The organism is Micromonospora sp. 4G55 (assembly GCF_016803375.1).
This window is the reverse complement of the sequence record NZ_JAEVHN010000811.1, coordinates 1-2481: the sequence shown is the minus strand read 5'-3', so window position 1 is coordinate 2481 and position 2481 is coordinate 1. Positions and strand designations below refer to the sequence as shown.

At 74.1% G+C, this 2481-nt stretch carries 2 protein-coding genes and 1 pseudogene; all 3 read left to right on the top strand.

The annotated features are described in order from the left end of the window. The first annotated feature begins 374 nt into the window (after positions 1-374). Positions 375-1103, top strand: a complete 729-nt coding sequence (locus tag JNW89_RS34570) for a response regulator transcription factor (RefSeq protein WP_238452231.1) — start codon at positions 375-377, stop codon at positions 1101-1103. 212 nt (positions 1104-1315) lie between these two features. Then, positions 1316-2179, top strand: a complete 864-nt coding sequence (locus JNW89_RS34565; protein ID WP_238452230.1) for a polysaccharide deacetylase family protein — start codon at positions 1316-1318, stop codon at positions 2177-2179. A gap of 31 nt (positions 2180-2210) precedes the next feature. Then, positions 2211-2481, top strand: a pseudogene (locus tag JNW89_RS34560) (mycothiol synthase); the annotation flags it as partial.

The window sequence follows — 2481 nt, the reverse complement described above, 5'->3', positions numbered from 1 at the left end:
CACCGTCGTTGGTCGGCCCGGTACGCGGACCGGGCGGGAGGCCACGGGCAGGGCCGGCCGGCCCCGAACGGGCGTCGTCGGGCCACGGGTCACGGCCGGTCTCGGGCGAGGTGGAGGGAAACACGCCCCGATCGTGCCAGACCAGGTGGCTCCGGCGGAGGTCACGGTTTCGGCAACGTTAAAACCTGCGGCGCGATCATGGGCACATCCGACAAACAGGAAAGGACGAGCGGAGCTCACCTGGGCCATCGGTTACGCTCAAGCCGTTACCCGCCCGTCAGCGACGCCGGGACCCACGCTAGTTCGCAGCGCCACGCCCCCCGGGCTGCCGCTGGTCGCGCGCGGCTTCGCCGCCGCCGGACGGAGGTGATCGTGTGGAGATCCTGTTGCTGGTGACCGCGCGCGCAGGTGAACCATCGGCAGTGCTGCCGGCGCTCGACCTGCTGCCGCACTCGGTCCGCACCGCACCCCGTGACGTCCGCACCCTGGTCGCCGGTCCGAGCCCGGACGCGGTGCTGGTGGACGCGCGGTCCGAGCTGAGCGAGGCGCGGGCTACCTGCCGGATGCTGCACGCCACCGGCCTCGGCGTGCCGCTGGTGGCGGTGGTCACTGAGGCGGGGCTGATCGCGTTGAACGCCGACTGGGGCGTGGACGACGTCATCCTGGCCAGCGCCGGCCCGGCCGAGGTGGAGGCCCGGTTGCGCCTCGCGGTCGGCCGGCTCAGCAACGCCACCGCCGGCGCCGGCGGCTCGATCCGGGCCGGCGAGCTGACCATCGACCCGGACACCTACGCGGCCAAGCTCAAGGGCCGGCCGCTCGACCTCACCTACAAGGAGTTCGAGCTGCTGAAGTTCCTGGCCCAGCACCCGGGCCGGGTCTTCACCCGGGACCAGCTGCTGCGCGAGGTCTGGGGATACGACTACTTCGGCGGCACCCGGACGGTGGACGTGCACGTCCGGCGGCTGCGGGCCAAGCTCGGCTCGGAGTACGAGTCGATGATCGGCACGGTCCGCCAGGTGGGCTACAAGTTCGTGGTCCCGCCGTCGCGGTCGCTGCCGGACGCGGAGCACACCCCGCGGCCGGTCCGGGCGGAGCACGCCTGATCACCGCTCGGCACGATCGGGCCACATCGCCGGTTTGAGCCGCGACCGTCGCGGTTCCACCCGTCCGGAGCACTGTTTCCGATCCGCCCTTTTTGCCCCTCTTGTCGGCCTTATTCTCAGGGCGAGTTGACGGCGAGAGGGGCGACGGTGCGTGCACTGACCACGGGGGCGACGAGGGGACCGGCCCACGGTCCACACCGGCGGTGGCGCTGATGGGCGCCCGGAGCACCGGCCGCGCCGTGGGCGTCGTCGTCCTCGTGCTGGCCGCCCTGCTCGGCTCCGCGTACGCGCTCGGCCGGAACCTGCTCCCCGACCAGCCCCGCTCCCGAACCGGCGTCACGGCCAGCGTCCACGACACCGAGTACGGCGACCAGTCGCCCGGGTCCGACATCCCCACCGACGCCCCGTCGGGCCGGGCCGAGGCCGGCCAGGAGCCCGACGCCCGTCGCCCGACCGAGAACCCGGACGACGGCCTGTTCGGCAGTCGGGTGACCACCGGCTCCCCCGAGGTGGCGCTCACCTTCGACGACGGGCCGGACCCGCGGTACACCCCGCAGGTGCTGGAGATCCTCCGCGAGTTCCACGTCCGGGCCACCTTCTGCGTGGTCGGCGAGAACGTGCAGGCCCACCCGGACCTGATCCGGGCGATCGCGGCCGACGGGCACACCCTGTGCAACCACTCCTGGCAGCACGACGTGCAGCTGGGCCAGCGCTCCCCCGCCACGATCCGCGCCGACCTGCTGCGGACCAACCAGGCGATCCACGACGTCGTGCCCGATGCCCCCATCGCCTGGTACCGGCAGCCCGGCGGCGCCTGGACGCACTCGGTGGTGTCGGTCGCCCGGGAGCTGGGGATGATCTCGCTGCACTGGGACGTGGACCCGGCGGACTGGGAGGCGCCCGGCGCCGCCCGGATCGCCACCCAGGTCACCCGCGGCGTCGGGCCCGGCTCGATCGTGCTGTTGCACGACGCCGGCGGGGACCGGCAGGGGACGGTCGACGCGCTGCGTCACATCCTGCCCGACCTGACCAGCCGCTTCCGCCTGGAGGCACTGCCGGTCGACGGCACCACCTGAGCCCCCGCGCCGATGGGGCTACGGTGACGGGGTGAGCAGCGCGGAACCGACGACCGACCGGGTGGCCCGGGCCGACCGACTCGCCCCGGCCGAGGTGGCCGAGGCCCTGGCGCTGGCCCGCCTCGCCGGCGACGCCGACGGCGCGGACCCGTTCGACGAGCACACGCTGCTGCGGCTGCGGGACCCGGAGGCGCCGGCCGTGCACCTGACCGCCCGCGCCACCGACGGCACCCTGACCGGGTACGCCCACGTGGACACCTCCGACCCGGCGGCCGGCGTCGGCGCGGAGCTGGCGGTCCATC

Coding starts and splice junctions, on each gene's coding strand:
- JNW89_RS34565 (WP_238452230.1), top strand. CDS start 1,316: ATGGGCGCCCGGAGCACCGGCCGCGCCGTGGGCGTCGTCGTCCTCGTG.